The organism is Leptospira limi (assembly GCF_026151395.1).
GTDB lineage: Bacteria > Spirochaetota > Leptospiria > Leptospirales > Leptospiraceae > Leptospira_A > Leptospira_A limi.
In genome coordinates this window covers 2,231,117-2,251,423 of sequence record NZ_JAMQPV010000001.1, presented here as the reverse complement: position 1 = coordinate 2,251,423, position 20,307 = coordinate 2,231,117, and the positions used below count along the sequence as shown (strand labels likewise).

Annotated in this window: 13 protein-coding genes and 1 tRNA gene; 5 read left to right on the top strand and 9 right to left on the bottom strand. The window is 39.7% G+C overall.

Features of this window, described 5'->3' with window-relative positions; genetic code table 11:
* Position 1 precedes the first annotated feature (1 nt).
* Positions 2-1,054, top strand: coding sequence for a protein-glutamate methylesterase/protein-glutamine glutaminase (locus ND812_RS10350; protein WP_265375385.1), 1,053 nt, complete (start codon positions 2-4; stop codon positions 1,052-1,054).
* A 1-nt stretch (position 1,055) separates the two neighbouring features.
* On the opposite strand, the gene ND812_RS10345 is transcribed toward ND812_RS10350, so the two are convergent.
* Genes ND812_RS10345 through ND812_RS10325 form a run of 5 tightly spaced genes read right to left on the bottom strand, consistent with a single transcriptional unit; the run spans position 1,056 to position 8,910 of the window.
* The gene (locus ND812_RS10345) at positions 1,056-3,809 is read right to left on the bottom strand and encodes an ATP-binding protein (RefSeq protein ID WP_265375384.1); all 2,754 of its coding nucleotides are present in this window, start codon (positions 3,807-3,809) and stop codon (positions 1,056-1,058) included.
* 5 nt (positions 3,810-3,814) lie between these two features.
* Positions 3,815-5,461 carry an acyl-CoA carboxylase subunit beta gene (locus ND812_RS10340; protein ID WP_108958993.1) on the bottom strand — a complete coding sequence of 549 codons (1,647 nt, stop codon included), beginning with the start codon at positions 5,459-5,461 and terminating at the stop codon, positions 3,815-3,817.
* A gap of 47 nt (positions 5,462-5,508) precedes the next feature.
* A complete protein-coding gene (locus ND812_RS10335) occupies positions 5,509-5,850 on the bottom strand; it encodes an STAS domain-containing protein (RefSeq protein ID WP_135688090.1) in 342 nt (113 codons plus the stop codon).
* The gene (locus ND812_RS10330; protein WP_265375383.1) at positions 5,847-8,594 is read right to left on the bottom strand and encodes a SpoIIE family protein phosphatase; all 2,748 of its coding nucleotides are present in this window, start codon (positions 8,592-8,594) and stop codon (positions 5,847-5,849) included. The genes ND812_RS10335 and ND812_RS10330 overlap by 4 nt, the downstream gene beginning before the upstream one ends.
* Before the next feature lie 4 nt (positions 8,595-8,598).
* Positions 8,599-8,910, bottom strand: coding sequence for a hypothetical protein (locus tag ND812_RS10325; protein WP_012388560.1), 312 nt, complete (start codon positions 8,908-8,910; stop codon positions 8,599-8,601).
* 75 nt (positions 8,911-8,985) lie between these two features.
* Between ND812_RS10325 and ND812_RS10320 the strand changes: the two genes are divergently transcribed.
* The 3 genes from ND812_RS10320 to ND812_RS10310 all read left to right on the top strand — a co-directional run bounded on the left by ND812_RS10320 (position 8,986) and on the right by ND812_RS10310 (position 13,015).
* A tRNA-Ala gene (locus tag ND812_RS10320) sits at positions 8,986-9,058 on the top strand.
* Between the two features lie 114 nt (positions 9,059-9,172).
* On the top strand, positions 9,173-9,712 hold the full coding sequence (gene def, locus ND812_RS10315; protein WP_108958990.1) for a peptide deformylase: 540 nt from the start codon (positions 9,173-9,175) through the stop codon (positions 9,710-9,712).
* Between the two features lie 48 nt (positions 9,713-9,760).
* Positions 9,761-13,015, top strand: coding sequence for an efflux RND transporter permease subunit (locus tag ND812_RS10310; protein ID WP_265375382.1), 3,255 nt, complete (start codon positions 9,761-9,763; stop codon positions 13,013-13,015).
* A 65-nt stretch (positions 13,016-13,080) separates the two neighbouring features.
* Here ND812_RS10310 and ND812_RS10305 read toward each other — a convergent pair whose 3' ends face one another.
* Both ND812_RS10305 and tyrS read right to left on the bottom strand, forming a co-directional pair.
* On the bottom strand, positions 13,081-14,271 hold the full coding sequence (locus ND812_RS10305) for a polysaccharide deacetylase family protein (RefSeq protein ID WP_265375381.1): 1,191 nt from the start codon (positions 14,269-14,271) through the stop codon (positions 13,081-13,083).
* A gap of 72 nt (positions 14,272-14,343) precedes the next feature.
* Positions 14,344-15,570 carry a tyrosine--tRNA ligase gene (tyrS, locus tag ND812_RS10300; protein WP_265375380.1) on the bottom strand — a complete coding sequence of 409 codons (1,227 nt, stop codon included), beginning with the start codon at positions 15,568-15,570 and terminating at the stop codon, positions 14,344-14,346.
* A gap of 97 nt (positions 15,571-15,667) precedes the next feature.
* Here tyrS and ND812_RS10295 point away from each other — a divergent pair, with 97 nt between their 5' ends.
* Complete coding sequence (locus ND812_RS10295) at positions 15,668-17,275, top strand: glycerol-3-phosphate dehydrogenase/oxidase (RefSeq protein WP_265375379.1); 1,608 nt, start codon at positions 15,668-15,670, stop codon at positions 17,273-17,275.
* A gap of 54 nt (positions 17,276-17,329) precedes the next feature.
* On the opposite strand, the gene ND812_RS10290 is transcribed toward ND812_RS10295, so the two are convergent.
* The gene (locus tag ND812_RS10290) at positions 17,330-18,472 is read right to left on the bottom strand and encodes an NADase-type glycan-binding domain-containing protein (RefSeq protein WP_265375378.1); all 1,143 of its coding nucleotides are present in this window, start codon (positions 18,470-18,472) and stop codon (positions 17,330-17,332) included.
* Positions 18,473-18,529: 57 nt separating this feature from the next.
* A complete protein-coding gene (gene rpoD / locus ND812_RS10285; RefSeq protein ID WP_100718534.1) occupies positions 18,530-20,302 on the bottom strand; it encodes an RNA polymerase sigma factor RpoD in 1,773 nt (590 codons plus the stop codon).
* Between the last annotated feature and the right edge of the window lie 5 nt (positions 20,303-20,307).

The following is a 20,307-nucleotide window of genomic DNA, read 5'->3' as shown; positions in this document are numbered from 1 at the left end:
GATGAAAAAGATCAAAGTGTTTGTGATCGACGACTCTGCTGTCGTAAGACAAGTGTTAACTGAAATTTTCAAAGAAGATTCTCAATTCCAATTTTTAGGAAGTGCCTCTGACCCTATCTTTGCTTTAGACAAAATGAATAATGATTGGCCTGACGTTATAGTTCTCGATATTGAGATGCCAAGAATGGATGGTTTATCTTTTCTTAAAAAAATTATGACAGAAAGGCCAACACCTGTAGTCATTTGTTCTACATTAACAACAGAAGGTTCGGAAACTGCTATTCTCGCGATGAACTTAGGTGCTTGTGATATCATCACAAAACCAAAAATTGGACTCAAAGACTTTTTAAACGAAAGTACAATTGCCCTAACGGATGCAGTGATTGCTGCTGCCTCTGCCACCATCAAACATTTACCAAAACCAAGCCAATCGAATGAATTCAAAATCCAATTGGATAAAAAACAAGAACTCTCATCCTTACAAGCCACTGAAAAAATTGTGGCGATTGGCACTTCAACTGGTGGCACCATCGCACTAGAACACGTGTTAACCAAACTTCCAAAAGACAAAACACCGGGAATTGTGATTGTCCAACATATGCCAGAAAAGTTTACAGAAGCCTTTGCCAAACGATTGGATTCCATCTGTGAAATCGCCGTCAGAGAAGCAAACCATGGTGATCGAGTGGTCAAGGGACTTGCCCTCATTGCTCCAGGGAACAAACATATGACACTCAAACGTTCTGGAGCTCAGTACTTTGTAGAAGTGGTGGATGGACCTCTTGTCAACCGACACAAACCTTCCGTAGATGTTTTATTTCGTTCAGTGGCCAAATCTGCAGGGAAAAATGCAAGGGGCATCATCATGACAGGAATGGGTGACGACGGGGCATCGGGTCTTATGGAAATGAAAGAGGCTGGAGCGGAAACAATTGCACAGAACGAAGAGACATCTGTGGTTTTTGGGATGCCTAAAGAGGCAATTAAAAGAGGATGTGTGGACCACATCCTCCCATTAAGTGAAATTCACAAAACCATTGTAGGCTACGGTTAAATCAACCGAGCCCCAATTCCTTTGTTACCTTAACTTTTCTTGCTCGAATTTCTTCAGGCGATTCTTCCTTCAAAATTTCATCTGGTTTGATTTTGAAGATGGGTTGTGCTTTTGTCACAATCTTTCCATCAGAATCCACCATTAAATTTTTCACCATAGTCCCACTCACTGGTGCTAGGATTTTATTAAACATCTTCATCACTTCAATGATAAAGAGAGGTTGTCCTGCTTGGAAATGGTCTCCCTCATTGATGAGAGGTGGAAGGTTTGGAGCTTCTTTGGAATAGAACATTCCACCCATAGGCGCTACAATTTCATCACCAGACATCTTAGGTGGAGGGTTTAGTGTTTTGATAAACGCATCGCGTGTTTCTTTGTTTTTGAATTCATCAGGAACCACTCCATCCAAATCCGCATTCACATCCAAACCAAAAAAATTCGATTTGATTCCGATTTTTGGAAGTAGGAGTAACGTTTCGAGTCCCGCTTGGAAACCGTTATGACTTGCTTTTACTTTTTCCCAAAGTTCCTCTGAAATTTCTTTGGATGGGTTTTTCCCTTTCGCAAACACATCAACGATTTCTTTCCAACTTTTGAGACCAGTGCGTTTAGAGAATTCAGAATAAAACTCTTTTGCTTCCATGAGTAACTTCGCGTCATGGTCCCAAATTTTTTCTGAACTTGCTTTTTGTTCGGTCGCATCTAGATTTAAGTAGTAATACAATGAATCTAAGAATTGGATTGGGTTTTCATTGAAGGAAACTTGGTTTCCAGTGCGTGACCATAGTTTTCCATCAAAGTATCCTAAAAATCCACCAAGTAAATGTGGGTTTGCAAGGAGTCGTTCCATTGGTCGGATCACTAGTGTCATCTTTTTGCTAAGAACTTTTTTTAAGTCAGCATCAGCGGCTTTCGTTTTTTCTGACCAAAGGTATTCCAAATCCAAATCATTGATGATAGATTGTAACGCACCAATCCCTGCTAAGTAGGAGATCATAAAAGCAGTGGATGGTTTGAACATCGCATCCTTACCTAAAATCCATTGGATGAGACCATAGTGGACAAGTAAGTTGGTTTCAAGGTTTTGGCCTCTAAGTTCCGTTTTGCGAAGGATATTTCCTAAAACTTCTAAGTTTTCGGAACGACTCGTTCCATACGAAACGATGAGAGCTACGTTAGAGTCGTAGGCACCAGCCAAGTTGTAATGTACAAAGGCACCTGTATCAGGGTTACGAGTACAAATCCCTTGGTCATCTCGAATCTCTTCTGGAAGTGGATTTGACCAGTTTTGGATGATTCCACCTGCGTGAGGTTGTAAGGCACGGTTAGTTGCATTGATACGAACTTCTGCCCCAGAAACATTGCGAACAATTCGCTCTGGTTTTGGAACTCGTGGTCCGTGGATGGAAAGTACGGCCATCGCTTCCACTAGGGAATCAATGTAGAAGAAGTCATTTGGATCGTTCGGATTGGTAAACTTCATCTTGTAAACCATCTCAGTCACACGGTGTTCCACCTGGATCCGAGTGTTTACTTCCATAAAGAAAAAACTATTCCCTTCTACGATACATTCAAATGTAGATACTGAGTTTAGGCGAATTGCCTTTCCAAACACTTCTGCTTGGTGTTCCATATCTTTGAGTGTTTGCACATCTTTGTCGAGAATGCTTGCTTTTTTTGGATTGGAAGAACGAACAAGTTCTGCTTCTTTTTGTAAAAGTTCCACAGTTTGCGAAATCTCTAGGAGTTTTTGTTCGTGCATCTGAAGGGAACAATCACGTCCCCCGAGAGACAAGGACCATTCTCCGTTACCAATGAGCTGGATTTCATTGTGACGAGTGTTTTCGATGTTTAACTCAATGAGGAAGTTTCGGTTGGAACCAACAGCAGTCACTTTTGACTCCGCTAAGATTTCCATCACAGCAGATTCAATTTCGGATTTCTGAGAAATCACTCGTTGGCCTTTTCCACCACCACCACCGATGTATTTGAATCGGATACGTTTGCCTGGGTATTTTTTCCAAATGTCTTCACATAGAATTTCTGATTCTTTTTGAAGGTCAGGGATGGAAGTGATATCAATGGTTTTTTCGTAAGATAGTTGGAGTAAATCTTCCGCGTTGTCTTCCAAAGATTTTTTCTCATCAAAGGAGAAGTTTAGATTATTTTCTTTCGCAACTTTCAGGAGACCATCTTTGGAATTCCCAGTTTTACGAAGTAACGCGAGGGCTGTGATATTGTCCACACCAGGTGTTACGGACACATTGAGGCTACGTGCGAGTTTTTTTGCTTCGTCTTTTGCCCCTGCACCTTTTGCGACATGGGAACTTGGTCCCATAAAGATGATGCCTGCTTTTTCAATGGCTTCAATGAACTCAGCATCTTCTGCCATAAATCCGTAACCAGCAAAGATATGTGTGTATCCATTGTCTTTTGCGATTCCAATGATTTGGTGGATACGTTCTTCTTTTTCTTCCTTACCTGCTCCCATATAATCAGGAACACGGTGGATGTTTTCAGGGAAACGGAAGTTACGAAGTTCTGGAGCAAGTGCCTTTGGATACACGATGGAATCTTTTTCAGAAAGTAAAATTCCATATTCTTTCACACCAATGGCATCAAATACATCCATCGTTTCCTTACGAACAGGACCACGGCAAACGATGAGGCATTTGATCGATTCCACACTGAAGGAACGAATCCATGCGGACTCTGATTCTTGGAACTGAATGCGTTTTAAATTCTTATCTAACATGGAAATTATTCAAACTCCCTTTGAGGTCCGGACATTTCCGCCGGTTTGTATTTCGACATCAGGAAACTTAAGTTTTTTGATAAAACATTACGAGTGTAACCTGGAAGGATGATAGAAGAAACAGAACCAAGAGAAAGTGCTTCTTTTGGATTCATGAGTTCTTTTTCGTATCGTTGGCCAATTTCAAAAAGTTTTCCATCGCGAATGGAAATTGCTTCTTTTTCACTCATTCCCTTTTTTACGTTGGCAAGGTATTCTTTTTGAACCCCAGTGATTTCATCTTTGTATACATACTCTTTTCCAGCAGGACCCATTACGGCAATCCTTGCAGTAGGGAGAGCAAATACCATCGATGCTCCCGTAAAATAGGAGTTAAATGTAGCATATGCACCACCAAACGCATTACGAATGATGAGTGTGAGTCTTGGTGTACGAAGGTCAATGATGGAATCGAGGAGTTTTCTTCCTTCGAGAACGATACCATTATGTTCTTGGTCGCGACCTGGTAAAAATCCAGTTGTGTCTTCTACAAACACCATTGGGATATTGTACAAGTTACAGAATCGAACAAAACGAGTTCCTTTACGAGAAGCTCCAATGTCAATCTGACCAGAAGAAACAGCAGAGTTATTGGCAAGAAAACCAACTACGTGACCACCAATTCGACCAAAAGCAGTGACGATGTTTCTTGCTCTTTGTGGTTGTAATTCAAAGAACTCACCATGATCACAGATCTGTTGTAAGTACAAAGTGATGTCAAAAGGAGTGTTCATTCCTGTTGGAGAATTGAATGTTTTACGGAAAAGGATGTCCTCTTCGTAGATGAATCTGTCTACAGGGTCAGACGTTGGATAAAATGGCGCAAAACTATGGTTATTGTCTGGCAAGTAAGAAAGAAGACGGATGGCTGTGCGTAGAGAACCTAACTCATCACCAGTGACAAGGTCAACCACACCAGATTGCCCGTGTACTTTTGGTCCCCCTAAGTCTTCTGCAGAAATATCTTCTCCAAGGACTGACTTCACAACACCAGGTCCAGTCAGACCAAAAAAAGTACCATCACATTGGATCATAAAGGATCCTTGGCGTGGGAGGTAAGCACCACCACCAGCGTTAAAACCAAACATCAGCATAACAGAAGGAACTACACCACTGATTTTACGAAGCGCGGTGAATGCTTCGGAGTATCCGTCGAGACCACCCACACCCGCTGGCACATACGCACCTGCAGAGTCATTCATCCCGATGAGTGGGATTCCATGAGTTCCAGCCATTTGGATGAGGCGAGCGAGTTTACTACCGTTCGTTGCATCCATGGAACCGGCTCGGAGTGTAAAATCATGCCCATAGACCGCTACATCGCGACCCTTGATGTTTAAAATTCCTGTGACGATGGAAGCTCCATCTAAATTAGGGCCCCAGTTTTGGTATGTGATGTTCGGTTCTTCATCTGTGAGAACTTTGATACGTTCCCAAACCGTCATCCTACTTTTGGAGTGTTGGACACGAATTCTGTCTTCACCACCACCAAGAAACGGCTTTTCGATTAATTCCTTTCCGAGTTTGAGTGCATCATCATATATTCCGGTTTTTGTCTCCGGAGCCTTGGATTCTTTGAACGGGTTGTTTAGGGAATACTGCATGGTTTCCATAAGTTTTTTTCCAATGTTTTGTTTAGGACCACTTAGAAAAGTGATTTTTACTTTAAAGCTGCTTCTAAATCAGGATAAATTGTGAATAACTGCTGCATCCCGATGATATCAAAGACTTTCTCAACTGCAGGTTGTAATCCACAGATGGAAATGCTGATTTTCTGTTCTTGGCAATGCCTAAGTGTTGTGACAAGGAGGCGAAGTCCAGCTGAAGAAATAAAAGGAACTTCGCTCAAATTAAAAATAACAGACTTTCCCGAAGAACTGACGAGAGAGAGTAAATCTTTTTCAATTTTATGTGTATTGTGAACATCCAAATTGCCTTGGACGTGTACAACCATCTTGTTTCCCATTTCTTCCGAATGGATTCCAATTTTATCTTCGTTCATACGATTGTTTTCTCCAAATAGGTAATGTTTTGTTTCCCATTGTATTCATACGATACTTTGTCCATGAGGGTTTCCATGAGATAAACACCGAATCCCCCCTTTCGTTCACCTTTCAAATTGGCTTCCACGGAAGGTTTCGGAACTTTTTTCCTGTCGAAAGGTTTCCCTTCGTCTACGAGAACAATTTTTAACTTATCTCCAATGAGTTCAAATTTACATTCGAACTTTGGATTCTGCAGATTTGTATCTTTGTAACTATGCATCACAATATTGGTAGCTGCTTCATCCAAAGATATTAAGATGTCGTCGAAGGCAAAAGGTTTTGTAATTTTCTTCTCTAAATGTTCAGAAATAAAATCACGGAGTTTTGGGATTTCATTTGGATGCGCATCAAAGGTTTTTACCATTTCAAAACTTTCCACCTCCGCAAATTTTAAAATCATAACGGTAAAGTCATCGTATTGTTCTTCCGCCTTCGAAAAAGAACGAATGTCATCATAAACGGATTCGATAATCTTTTGAGAAGATTCATGCCTTCGTTCAATGATATAATCAATGAAGCGGTCGAGGCCATATTCTTCCCCATCTGGACTTTTTTCCTCAATGGCTCCATCTGTATAAAAAACCAAAATATCACCTGGTTCCAATTGGATCTCACCACCATGGTAATTAGTATGAGGGACCACTCCGAGCGGAGCCCCCTTTCCTTTAAGGAGTTCAAAACTCCCATCCTTTCGGATCCAAATTTGGTCATTATGACCTGCTGATGCAAATTTTAAAGTGCGAGTTTTCCTTTGGTAATTAACGAGAAATAAAGTAACAAACATCCCCGACTGCGAATCTTCATAAATCAATTGGTTGGCACGGTAGAGAAGTTCCGATGGGGACATATCCGTTGTCCTGGAAAGTGTTCGGATAATCGAACTGGACATCGCCATAAAAATGGCTGCAGGTAAACTTTTACCAGAAACATCGGCCACAAGAAAGGAAAACTGTTCATCCCCAAATGCATGGAAATCATAAAAGTCACCTGACACTTCTTTGGCGGCAACTGACTTTACTCCTAGGTCAAATAATGGAGATTGGATAAGAGCATTGGGTAAAATATTGTTTTGGATTTTTCTTGTGATTTCGATTTCTTTTTCGATCGATTTTTTGGTAATGATTTCTTGGTTGAGCCGTAAATTTTCATAAGCTTTGGCTAGAGGCGAGGATAATGTTTTTAACATCCGAAGGTCTGTCTCATTAAAGGAATGGGCAGAATGTTTTCCACTTACATACAAGGCAGCCCGTAAATTCCCTCCCCTCGGTGAAATGGGTAAAATGAGAAAATTTTTTTTAAGTGTATAAAACTCCAATTCCAAAAAGGATTCTTCCAATTGGGGAGTGACGACTGCCATTCTAGGATTCCCAGATTCCATAAGGCTTAAAAACAAACGACTTTCGAACATGGGAAAAAAAGATTCTCTTACAATCCCTAACTGCCTTGCATACACTTGGATTCTATTTTTGTTTTTTTCCTCAATGATGACCATTCCTGCATCTTCACATGTCAATTCCTTCGTAAGAATGCTAAGTGTTTTTGACATGAGGCCCAATTCATCATGAGATTCCAGTACAGCCTGGCCTAAATCAAAGATAGATTCAAGAGTACTTAACTTTTGTTTGAGTTCTAAGTTTGTGACATTTAGGTTGTCAAGTAGCCTTGTTTTTTGGATCGCCACTGCACAAGCACTGGAAAAAGACAAAAATGTATCAATATCATCTTGGCTAAAGTTATTCCGATCAATGGTATTAATTGCTTCGATCACACCTATGACCTCATCTCCCACTATAAGGGGACTTGCCAAAATATTCCGAGTCACAAAATTGGATGCTTTGTCCACATCTCGAAAGACCCTGTCATCATTTTGTGCATCATTGATGATCATGGGTTGTTTGGTCACTGCTACAGTGCCTGCAATCCCCTGTCCTACAGGGACTTTGATTTTGGAGACCTCTTCTCTTTTTTCACCTGTTACTGTATGGAACAATAGGAACTCTTTTTTTTCATCTAATAAAAGTAAGGAACTTGCTTCCGTCCGAAACACGGATTTTGCAGATTCCATTACCATGACAAGCACATGTTCCAAATCAACACTCGTATTGATGAGGACCGCTACCCGAATGATTTCCTCCAAAAAGTATTGGAGACGATTATTATTGTTATGGATATTTGCGTTATCAATCAGAAGTAGAACTGATGTAGTCAGAGAGTTAAAAAATTGAGGTTCGACATCCGAAAAAACAGTGTCTTTAAATAAAGCATTTAAGTTGGCACTAAAATAATTGATTAGATCTAAATCTTGTTCTGAAAAATTTTGAAAATGTTTGATTCCTTCCAAAACCAAAACACCGAGGGACATATCCCCTATTTCGTCTCCCAAATAACAAGCTATATATGATTCGGAAACAGGTGCATCATTAACATTTAATTGAGTACCTTTTTTGACTAGAATACTCTTCTTAGACTTAAACACATGTTTTGCGATGTTCCCAGCATTTGTTTTGTCTGTGACGAGTCCAATTTTACTTAAATTCCCTTTCCCATTCCGAAGGTACAAAGCTGCTGATTTAGCAGAAACAAATCGTTTTGCTTGCCCTAAGATAAAATGGTATAAATCATCTAGTTCGTTTGAGGAAGAAAGATAAAATCCGCCATCTTCGTTTTTTAAGATAATCGGCGGAAGGGAGTGAGGTTTCAATGTTCTAATCTTTGCTAAACTTTAAAGATTCTTCTCTGAGTTTACGATTTGCATCTTCGAGAGATTTGATTTTATCAAATGCAGACATTAATTCATCACGACTTAAATTGGATACCATCGTACTTGCTTGTACAGTTTCTTTGGCTTCTCTTAATTCAACACGAGAGTAATCAATGATTTGTTCATACATACGAATGATCTCGTCTGCGTTTGCTAATTCTTGTTCATTGAGCCTAAGAACTTTTTCATAACCTTTAATGATATCCGATTGGATTTTCAATTTTTTAGTGAGTTCTTCTACCGTATCTTGTCCCATAAAGTCTTTGGTTCCTTAGCCATTTTGGGATTCTGTTGACAGACAAACGCGGTCTCGCACCTTGGAAAAGCACAAGGGGACGTAGCTCAGTTGGGAGAGCGTTTGAATGGCATTCAAAAGGTCGGGGGTTCGATTCCCCTCGTCTCCAAAATCCCTCACGAGATTTCAGCGTTTTAAGCCCAGCCTGTCAAATTCTTTTTCAATCGATTAGGAGTTCACTTGATCATTCAGTGACCTTTTTCAATCTATTCCATATTAGATTATGGCAGTACGAAAAATTCTTAAAATTGGTAATCCGATCCTTAGGCAAACAAGTGAAGATGTGACCGAATCCGAAATCCAAACCAAGGATTTCAAAAAATTGATACGCGATATGTTTGAAACCATGCGCCATGCCGATGGTGTGGGACTTGCTGCCCCACAAATTGGAGTTTTAAAAAAATTAGTGGTCGTTGGGCAAGAAGATGACAATGAACGATACCCTGGAACCCCAGAAGTTCCGAACCAAATCATCTTAAATCCGGAAATCACACCCTTAAGTCCTCCTGCTGATGGATTCTGGGAGGGGTGTTTATCGGTACCTGGAATGCGTGGTTATGTAGAACGACCTAACAAAATCCGAATGAAATGGCGCGATGAAAATTTCGAAGAACACGACGAAATCATCGAAGGATATAGAGCCATCGTATTACAACATGAATGTGATCATTTATTTGGAGTATTGTATGTAGATCGTTTAAAAAGCACAAAACTGTTTGGTTATAACGAAGACATTGATACCGCAGGCAAATTGTTAGATTAAAATAATTTCCATTTTGATTTTTATAGGTTCACTCTTACAGGAGATTCCATGGGTTCATCCATCGTACAGTATTTTCTTTCCAAAAGTTTATTCGTAAACCTATTAACTTTTTTAATCATATTAGTTGGTGGATTCACCGCTGCTACAATGAACAGAGAAGCATTTCCCAATATCAATTTTGATATTGTGAGTGTAACGACAATCTATCCTGGTGCGGCTCCAGCCGATGTAGAAAAACTTGTCACCAAACCTTTAGAAGATGCGATTAAAGAAGTAGATGGAATCAAAGAATTTCGTTCGGCTTCGTTAGAAAATCGTTCTGGAATCATCATTACAATTGATCCAAATACAAAAAACACTCAGAAAGTGGTAGATGATTTAAAATCAGCAATTGATAGGATCCAAGATTTACCGACGGAAGTGGAAGATCCAATTGTAACAGAGATTACAACAGCAAGGCAACCTGTTATCGAAATCCACCTCTCTTCGACTCTAAAAGACGGGAAACCAATCCTCAGTGCAAAAGAACTCAGAGACCAAGCAAAAATTTTAGAAGAAAAACTAAAAGACCTCCCTTCTGTTGCGAGGATCACCAAACGAGGTTGGCGTGAACGAGAGATGAAGGTGGACTTAGATCCTGATAAATTGAGAGCATTCTCTCTCTCTTCCACCCAAGTGATCAGTGCCCTACGCCAGAGAAACATCAACTTTCCAGGTGGAAACATCAATGAAAAAACAAGGGAAATCATTGTACGAACTGTTGGTGAGTTTGATACTGCCGAGGAAATCGAAAACGTCTTTATCAGAACCAATGATGCAGGTAGATCCGTTCGGATTCGAGATGTAGCCCGAGTCACAGAAGGATTTGAAGATTCAGAGTATCTAGATAAATCAAATGGTAATATTGCCATTGCACTTACCGTTATCAAACGCGAAAAAGCAGATGCCATTACAGTTGTTGATGATTCCAAAAAAGTAGTCGAAACTTTTATTAACTCCTCGAATGGCACAATCAAACACGCGTTTGTAAATGATTTATCAAAATATATCAGAAGAAGACTCGGTGTTTTAACTTCCAATGCAGTTTCTGGTTTATTTTTAGTGACTGCATCCCTCTTTGTTTTCCTCGGATGGAGAATGGCACTTATGACGGCACTTGGAATTCCCATCTCCATTGCCATGACCTTTGTTGCCATGAATTATATGGGACTTACTTTAAACCTCATATCGATGATGGGTCTCATCATTGTTGTGGGAATTTTAGTCGATGATGCCATCATCATTTGCGAAAACGTATACCGCCATTTAGAAATGGGAGAAGAACCTTTTGAAGCTGCCATGCGTGGGACAAGTGAAGTTTTGGCTCCTGTAACAGCAACGGTCACAACAACCATTGCTGCGTTTGGACCCATGTTATTTATGACAGGGATTTTTGGTAAATTCATCCATTCCATTCCCCTTGTTGTGATCCTTTCCTTGTGTAGTTCTCTGTTTGAAGCATTTTTTATGTTACCGTCTCACTTGTATGATGTCAGTAAGGCAAGTGATATGAAGGGGGAAGTAAAAGAAGAATCACATTGGTTCTTAAGATTTAAGGAAAAAACTTACCTTCCTCTCTTACGTTTTGCATTGAGTAACCGTTGGAAAATGGTAGGTTTATTATTGGGTTTATTTGTATTTTCATTGGCGATCCAAACCAAATTTGGAAAGTTTAAACTTTTCCCAGGTGCCATTGAAACATTCCAAGTGAGAGTCACTGCGGAAACAGGATTAAAACTGGAAGAAACTGATCGTTTCATTCGTGCCATTGAACATAGTATCGCTAAACTTCCTGAAGGTGAAGTGGAGAACTTTATCTCACGTGTGGGGATCATTCAAAAAGATCCGAATGATCCTTTTACAAAACGTGGAAAAAACTATGCCCAAGTTATGGTGTATCTAACACCTGATGACAACAGGGATCGTTCTACAGAAAAAATCATCGAAGTTGTGAGAGAAAACACAAAGTATCTTTTAAATGATAAGGCACTTGCCTTACTCGAAGAAAAACTAGCGAAAGAAAGTATAGATAAAAAACAAGAGGATAAAGTCCAAATTGATGCCATTCCAAATGAGTTTTTGCCGTTAAAAGGCAAATTAATTAACTTGGAATTTGAAAAATTAGCAGGTGGGCCACCAGTAGGAAAACCAGTTGCCATTGAGATCAAAGGAGACGACTTTGCCACCTTACTCAAAATAGGTGCCGAATACAAAGCCGCTTTAGCAAAAATAAAAGGTGTTACTGATATCGGTGACGATTTTAATGAAGGAAAAGACGAAATCCGTGTATCTGTAGACGAATCACTAGCATCGTTTGCTGGAGTGAGTGTTCAGTCGGTTTCCCTTGCAATCAACACAGCTTTACAAGGTACTGTTTCCACCAAAATCAAACGTGCGGATGAAGAAGTAGATGTACGTGTTCGTTTCCCTGAGGAATACAGATCATCCCTAACACATTTGAATAAAGTGTATGTCAACAACCTCACAGGAAACCTAATACCGGTTTCGCGATTAACAAGTTATGATCGGAACCCAGGGCGTGCATCAATTAACCATTTGGATGGGAAAAGACTTCTCACTGTTACCTCAAATATTGATGAAACCGTTTCCACTTCTAGACAAGTCAATTTGGAAGCGAAGCAACTCACAGAAGGCATCATTGCAAAATATCCTGGGTATTCGGTTCGGTTTTCTGGAGAAAATAAAGACACAGAAGAATCTATGGCTTCCCTTGGGCGAGCTTTCCTTGTGGGACTACTCATCATTTATATGATCCTTGCCTCCCTCTTCCGCTCCTTAGCCCAACCTCTCATTGTGATGAGTGCCATTCCATTTGCTGTGATTGGTGTAATCTTTGCTTTTTTACTTCATGGGCAACCATTTTCTTTTTTGGCATTCCTCGGAATCATTGGACTTGCGGGGGTGGTCGTAAACGACTCCATTGTACTTGTAGACTGTGCCAACCAATTACGCATTGAAGACCCATCAAAATCCACCTTTGATTTGTTAGTGGAAGCAGGGAGTATCCGCCTACGTGCTGTGATGTTGACAACTGTTACAACAGTACTTGGTCTTTTACCAACTGCGTATGGGATTGGAGGCAAGGACCCTTTCCTTGTTCCAATGGCTCTTGCATTTGGTTGGGGACTTGCTTTCGCCACATTCATTACATTGATTATGGTTCCTGTTTTTTACTTAAACCTTTATACATTTAAAGACAGTGTCGTTAGAAAGTATCAAAATCGAAAAAAACAATTTGTTTGATCGAAGATAGAATAAAATGAGAACCCACGGTCCCAAGGAAATCGTACAAAATTAAATTTTGTTTGTTAGTCTTTTTTATCGTTTAGAACTTCAGAAAGGGTTACAAATCTGTAACCCTTTTCTTTCATTCTTTCGATGAAAGTGGGAAGGATATAAATCAATTTATCAAATTTACGAGGACCACCAAGGTGCATGAGGATGATGGCACCATTCATTCCATTAGGATCCGCTTTTTCCCAATTGTCTAAAAACGTAAGAGTTTCCTCTCCTGTTTTGTAATGTGGGTTTTTTACGACTTCCTTTTTGCCTTTGGAAGTTTTTTTATATAGGAATTGTTTGCTGATATAATCTGGTAAGTCTAGAGAACCTTTGGCATTATTTGACCACATGATATGATCTGTATAACCAAGACTTGCATGGGCATCTAAAATCAATTGGCTAAGTGCTCCATAAGGGAGACGGTAATATTTTTTTAACTCTTGTTTGGTGAGAGAATAAAAGGTATCTTCTACTCGTTTGAGTTCCTCAGCCATACGAGGAAGGTCGAGTACTGACTTAGATAAGTATTCGAGTACCATTCTTTTTTTTAAGGATGTTTCGGTTACAGAACGTTGGTAGTTAAAATGGGACCAAGTATGATTCCCAAATTCGACAGCACCTGTTTTTGCCATCCGTTTGATATAATCTAAGTTTTGTCTGACAAAAAAAGAACCATTGATATCGGATGGTCTTTCATTGGATAAAAACAAAGTTACTTTGATTTTATGTTCTTTAATGTAATTATAGAGTACGGGAAGTTCTTCGCCAGTTGCCAAATCAAAGGTTAGAGCAATTTCCTTTTGAGATTCATTCCCACGTAAGATGTTACGACCTTTGGTATTTTGACTCACTTCCTTTAAAAAATCGATATTTTCTTCTACTTGTTTGGCAAGTTCTGTATCGGGTTCGGTGTCCCCTGCTAGAGCATTCTCTTCTCTCAGTTGTTCTTGGTACATCAAAGAAAAAAGAGACTGTTCCAATTCTCTTAAACTTCGATCTTTTTCTTTTACTTCGGATTCGAGTTTAGTCACACTGAGGCTCAGGTAGAGCAGATAACTGAGTAAAACAAAAACGGTAAGACCAACAAAGGATAAGGCAGAGATAAAGGCAAAACGACGGAGTTTTTTTGCAAACAATCGATCCTTTTCTATGTCTTTAGAAAGTTCATGGACAATGTCCTGGATTTCTTTCTCTTCGTTTGTCGGATCGAGTGACATTTAGGTATGGCTTTCCTTAGTATCGATTATCGGATTTGGGACTAGGGTTCTATACTAGTCCCACTCCCAAGTTTAGGTTTTGATCTTTAAAAATTTCCCTTTCTTCCCTTGTCTGATGAGGTATTCTTTCCCTTGTTCCAAAACTAGGCCAGGGTCCGTTATTTTTTCCTCATCCAAATACAATCCCCCTGCTTGGATAAGCCGTCGGCCTTCCGAAACACTCGGTATGAATTTGAGTTGGGACAATACATAGACAAGAAGTGGTGGTTTTTCTGCAAAATAACTGGAGTCCAAACTCTCAGTTGGTATTTCGTCAGGAAGTGCTCTGTTTTTGGTATTATGGATGGCAGTCCATTCTTCCACAGCCTTACGATTTTCTTCTTTTGGATGCAGTTGGTCCATGATGAGAAGTGAGAGTTCCGTTTTCACTTCTTTTGGGTGGAGGGATTTGGAACGAATCCCCTCTTTTCGTTTTTCCACTTCCGACATCGGTAGGTCTGTAAGAAGTTCAAAATAATTCCACATCAGATCATCGGAGATAGACATAATTTTACCATACATGTCGATGGGTTTTTCAATGATGCCTACATAATTGCCAAGAGACTTGGACATTTTTTTCACACCATCAAGTCCAACTAACAAAGGCAAAGTGATCACGGCCTGTGGTTTTTGACCGTATTCTCTTTGTAAGTCGCGACCAACGAGCATATTAAATTTTTGGTCTGTTCCTCCAAGTTCCACATCAGACTTCATTGCAACGGAATCATACCCCTGCACGAGTGGGTATAAAAACTCAATCATCGAAATGGGTGTTCCCGCTTTGTGGCGTTTGGTGAAATCATCTCGTTCCAACATTCGTGAAACTGTATACTTCGAAGTCAGAACCAGTACATCTTCAAATTTTAATTCCGAACACCAGTGAGAATTGTAAAGGATACGAGTTTTATTTGGGTCTAAGATCTTAAAAACTTGTGTTTGGTAGGTTTTAGAATTTTCCAATACCTCTTCTTTTGAGAGGCGTTTGCGTGTTTCCGATTTTCCTGTTGGATCACCAATCATTGCGGTGAAATCACCCAGCATAAAACAAACATCATGGCCCAAGTCTTGGAAATGTTTGAGTTTTCGCAGTAACACAAAATGGCCTAAATGTAAATCAGGTGCCGTAGGATCAAATCCTGCTTTGATCGTTAAAGAAGGTTTGGATTTGATTTTTTCTAAAAGTTCCCCTTCACTGATGATTTCGACAGTGCCTCGGCGGATGGTTTCTAATTCTTGGTTCAATTCTCTTTCAGTTTTCATAACAATTTCAAAAATTTTCGATGGTAGAAAAGGTGACTTTTGACAACACTAACCTTAGAATCTCTATAGGCAACCACCAAAGTACGTAAAAACCCTTATGAACCATTTAGATGAAAGAAAACAAACGCTAAAACATTTAGAATCAACCCAGTATGATATTTTAATTTTGGGTGGTGGTGCCACCGGTTCCGGCACAGCCCTTGATGCCAGTCTCCGAGGTTACAAAGCAGCCTTATTGGAAAAAGGAGACTTTTCGCAAGGAACAAGTTCCCGCTCCACAAAACTCATTCATGGTGGAGTGAGGTACCTTGCCCAATTCCATTTTAAATTAATATACGAAGCATTGTCAGAGCGGAAACGACTTCTCATCAATGCACCTCACTTAGTCAAACCACTGCCCTTTGTTTTACCAACCTATGTTTGGTGGGAAAAACCGTTTTATTCCATTGGTCTTACGATGTATGATCTCCTAGCTGGAAAATCGATTGTCCCTGGCCATGAACGAATTTCAAAAGCAACTGCGCTCGACTACTTTGCTTCCCTCAAAAAAGAAAACCTAAAGGGTGGGATCTCCTACTACGACGCTCAGTTCAACGATGCAAGACTCAATGTAACAACCATTCGTGCTGCAAAAGAAAATGGAGCCGACATTGTCTCAAGGATTGAAGTGACATCCTTTTTAAAAGATAACAATGGTAAAATCATTGGTGTCACTGCAAAAGATTCTCTTACGAAAAAAGTGGTATCGATCAAAGCCAAAGTGGTCGCCAATACAACGGGTGTGTGGATTGATTCCCTTCGCAAACTGGATGATCCCAAAGCAGAGAATGTACTTGCTCCAAGCCAAGGAATCCACCTCGTATTTGACAAAGAGAAACTCCCTTGTCGGACTGCGATGATCATTCCGAAAACTGCGGATGGCAGAGTGGTATTTGTGATCCCTTGGGAAGGGAAAGTGCTCCTTGGAACCACAGATACCCCCATCCAAAAAATCGATGATGAACCTTTGCCACTCCAATCCGAGGTGGAATTTTTACTCCAAACTGGAAATGATTACCTAGATACAAAGTTAACAAAAGACGACATTGAATCTGTGTTTAGTGGTCTACGCCCTCTCATCTCGACTGGAGACAAAAAGGACACAAAATCCATTTCCAGGGAAGAAGCCATCCTCGTCTCGGATTCTGGTCTTGTGACAATGTCGGGAGGGAAATGGTCCACTTTCCGTAAAATGGCTGAAGACCTCACCGACAAATTGATCTCTGTTGGAAACCTTCCATCCAAAATGAACTGTGTCACAGCTAGTTTTGCTTTCCCTGGTGCCGACGGGTATAGCAAACATTTGGTGGCAAAAATCCAAACGATGTATGACCTACCCTACGAAACAGCTGTTCGATTGGTGGATTCTTATGGAGGGGAAGTGCCTCTCATCCTAGGTAAAAAACCAAAAGAAATCAAAAAAGGTTCAGGTTACTTTGCAGAAGAAATCAAACATTTTGTGAAAAAGGAATTTGCTCTTTCTGTTTCTGATGTTCTCTCGAGACGATGGAGAGTAGTCTTCCTTGATTTAAAACTGGCAGAGTCTCTTGCCGTTCCTGTTAGTAATGTGCTAGGGAAAGAACTCGGTTGGAAAGATACGGAAAAAAAATCTTCTTTGAATGAACTCCTAAAACACATCAAAGATTTAAAGAAAACCATTTCCTAACGAAAAAAGACATCGAACATAAATTAGGTGCAAAATTTTCCAGCTGCAACTAATTTATTTCGGAATCGGCAATTCATAATGATAAAAGGTTCTACCCGTTTCTTTTTCTTTCAATACAAAGAGGAAATGGGTTTTGGGTTGGTACACTTCTGAAAATTTAGTCCCAAGTTTTGTTTTAAAATTTTCATAATCTTCATCACCCACTTCTGCTCGTTTGAAGATCCATGATATATTTCTTTCAATCCCACCTTGGTCAAAAAAACTTAAATTGATTTCTAACCCTTCCTCTGTTGCTTGTAAGATTGTGTAAGTGCCAATGAGTGATGGTAAAAAACTAGTAGGGTCCCCTTCTCCATACATTTCAGAAAAACTAAACGTTTGGTCAGGTTTAAAAAAAACAGGTAAAATAGTTCCTTGGTCGTAAAATAAGATTGTACCCTTTTCGTTAGCCAAAACCAATTGTTTGAAACCGTAAGCATGTCGTTCTGCTTTACCAAATTGAGAAATGGCCAATTTGATTTTATCAAAGGACACCCAAGGTGATGCAGAAAAACTATCCTTATTAATCTCACCCATTTTGATTTCGGAAAGACAAACACGTCCTGTAGTGCCAAGTCCATAGGTTTCTAAAATCTCAAAACGAATCACATTCCCTTCAAATGTAGAATCTAAATCCAATACCTGCAGACCTTGTTTTCCGAATTTAGCTTTGGAAAGTTCAAAGTCTTTGGTTCTGTCCAATTTAAACTGATTTTTAGAGTCGTTTTTCTCCATCCAAAAGGAAGATACTCTCAATTTTTTAATCATATCATTTGCCTTTAAATCATTGGCAGAACGATGGTATCCATTTAACAATTGCAATGCTGTAAACTTTGTCTGATTGGATAAAAATAAAGTGAATCCGGATCCTATCTCTTTTGCATTTGCACAAAATGCAGTCCCATATTTTTCATCCAATGCAAATTCAGAACTAAACCTCCAAGGTTCTTCGGGACTCACTTGACCAACACTTTGGGTTTTCTCATAATCCAATTGTTTTTCGGAAGCTTTACAATGAGTTAGGAAGATTAGGAAGAGAATGGAAACAAATACACGAGGGAGATGGGAAAAAATGGGTGATGTTACCTTTTGATTCGCAAGTTGATCAGAGGAATCAAATGAAAACATTTTGATTTTTGTAAAAAAAAAGAGATCCATGGATTTTCCAAACCATGAATCTCTTCTTGAGACCAATCAAGCGAAAAACAGTTTTGTTTAATCGATATAGTCTTTCAATTTTTTCGAACGACTTGGGTGGCGGAGTCGGCGTAACGCTTTCGCTTCAATCTGACGAATCCTTTCACGAGTCACTTTAAATTGGTAACCAACTTCTTCGAGTGTTTGTGCATACCCATCATCCAAACCAAAACGCATACGAATGACTTTTTGTTCCCGAGCAGGAAGTGTTTGTAAAACTTGTCTGATTTGTTCGGAAAGGATGGAAGATGCAGCTGAGTTTAGTGGTGAAATCACTTCCTTGTCTTCGATAAAATCTCCAAGTTCCGAATCTTCTTCCGAACCCACAGGGATCTCGAGTGAAATTGGTTCCCTTGCCACGTTTTTCACAGCCTTTACTTTTTGTACAGGCCAGCCAAGACGTTCTGCAATTTCATCATTGGAAGGATCACGGCCAAACTCTTGCACAAAGAGACGAGTTTCTCGGATCACTTTGTTTACCTGTTCGATCATGTGAACTGGAACGCGTATCGTACGAGCTTGGTCAGAGATCGCACGAGTGATGGCTTGTCTAATCCACCAAGTGGCATAAGTGGAAAACTTATACCCCTTTTTGTATTCAAACTTATCTACAGCACGAATGAGACCAATGTTTCCTTCTTGGATGAGGTCAAAGAAATGCATACCACGGTTTGCATACCGTTTTGCAATAGAGACCACCAAACGGAGGTTTGCTCGCACAAGTTCACGTTTTGCTTGTGCAATTTCCCTTTCCCCTTTGATGATTTTTTCACCCCAATCTTTGATTTCCCCAACAGGTGAACCTGCTTCCTGTTCCATACGACGGAGTTTACGTTCGTTGTTACGAATGTCTTTGATGACTTCTCTGACTTCATCAATGTCACAACCCATCATTTTTTCGATTTCATCTAAGTTTTCATTTTTTTCGATGAAACGATTGAGTGCTTTGATTTCACGAACATCATGACCGTATTTGGCTTTGATTTTAAGGAAATGTTTTTCGATTTCCTTAACACGGAAAACCATCGATTTGATCTTTTGAGAAATCTTTTGGATTTCTTTTTGGGAAACACCAATCTTACGAATGGCTTCATCGATTTTGCCCGTAGACATATCGATTTTTTCTTTGAGTTCTTTGAACTTCTTAGAATTTTCAGAATACTTTCGAATGCGGTTTGTGGATTCGTTGAGAACTTTTTCATCCTGTTGGATGAGTTCCATATTTTCAAAAAATACTTTTTCTAGTTTGTCCGCTTGCTCTTGGTTGAGTGCGTACATTTTGTCCACTTTCACCAAGTCATAAACTTTGATTTTTTTGGACTTAATTTTCGGAATGAGTTTTGCAAAGTTTTGTCTAAGGATCGAAGAACTTAAAATGGTTTCTTCAATGATCTTTTCGCCCTTCTCAATTCGTTTGGCAAGAAACACTTCTGTTTCTCCCGAGATCAGAGAAACCTTACCAATTTCCTTGAGGTAAAGTCGAATTGGATCCTCAGAACTAGAAGAAACACTGGACTCTCTTTTTTTACGTGCCGGTTTTTCTTTTGTTTCTTTGGTAGTTTCTTCTTTTGTCGTTGTGAGGGAACTGGATTCTTCCAAAGATTTTTTGGAATACTCCTCTACAATTTCAATCCCCATCTCGTGTAACAAGGTAAAGACATCGTCAATCTTTTCGGAGTTTAGAATTTTATCCGGTAGTATTTCATTGATCTCATCATACGATACCTCTCGGTTTGCTTTTCCGATGGAGATAATCTTTTGTACTTCTGGTAGGCTTGCTAGATTTTCCATTCTAC